We start from the raw sequence: 209 nt of genomic DNA on the forward strand, positions 1-209 counted from the left end.
ACTAATCCTGATGCACTGTCTACTATTGCAGCTGCTGTATTAGAACTTGTATAGATTCCTCCGGTATCACCATCACTGCTTATTGTTGTTGTTCCTGTTGAACAAATTGCTTGAACACCTGATAATGTTCCCGCATCTGCTGCTGTGGTTACAGTAACTTCTGTTGTTGCTGTGTCATCTGCGCAACCTCCCGTTCCTGTTATTGTATA

1 protein-coding gene is annotated in these 209 nt (G+C 42.6%); it reads right to left on the reverse strand.

Annotation, left to right across the window (positions count from 1 at the left end; all coding sequences use genetic code 11):
* Nucleotides 1-209: hypothetical protein (locus Q0935_RS15885; protein WP_299388363.1), on the reverse strand; the 209-nt coding region annotated here is incomplete at both ends.

Origin of the sequence: uncultured Lacinutrix sp. (assembly GCF_947500605.1) — a bacterium.
Classification (GTDB): Bacteria; Bacteroidota; Bacteroidia; order Flavobacteriales; family Flavobacteriaceae; genus Lacinutrix.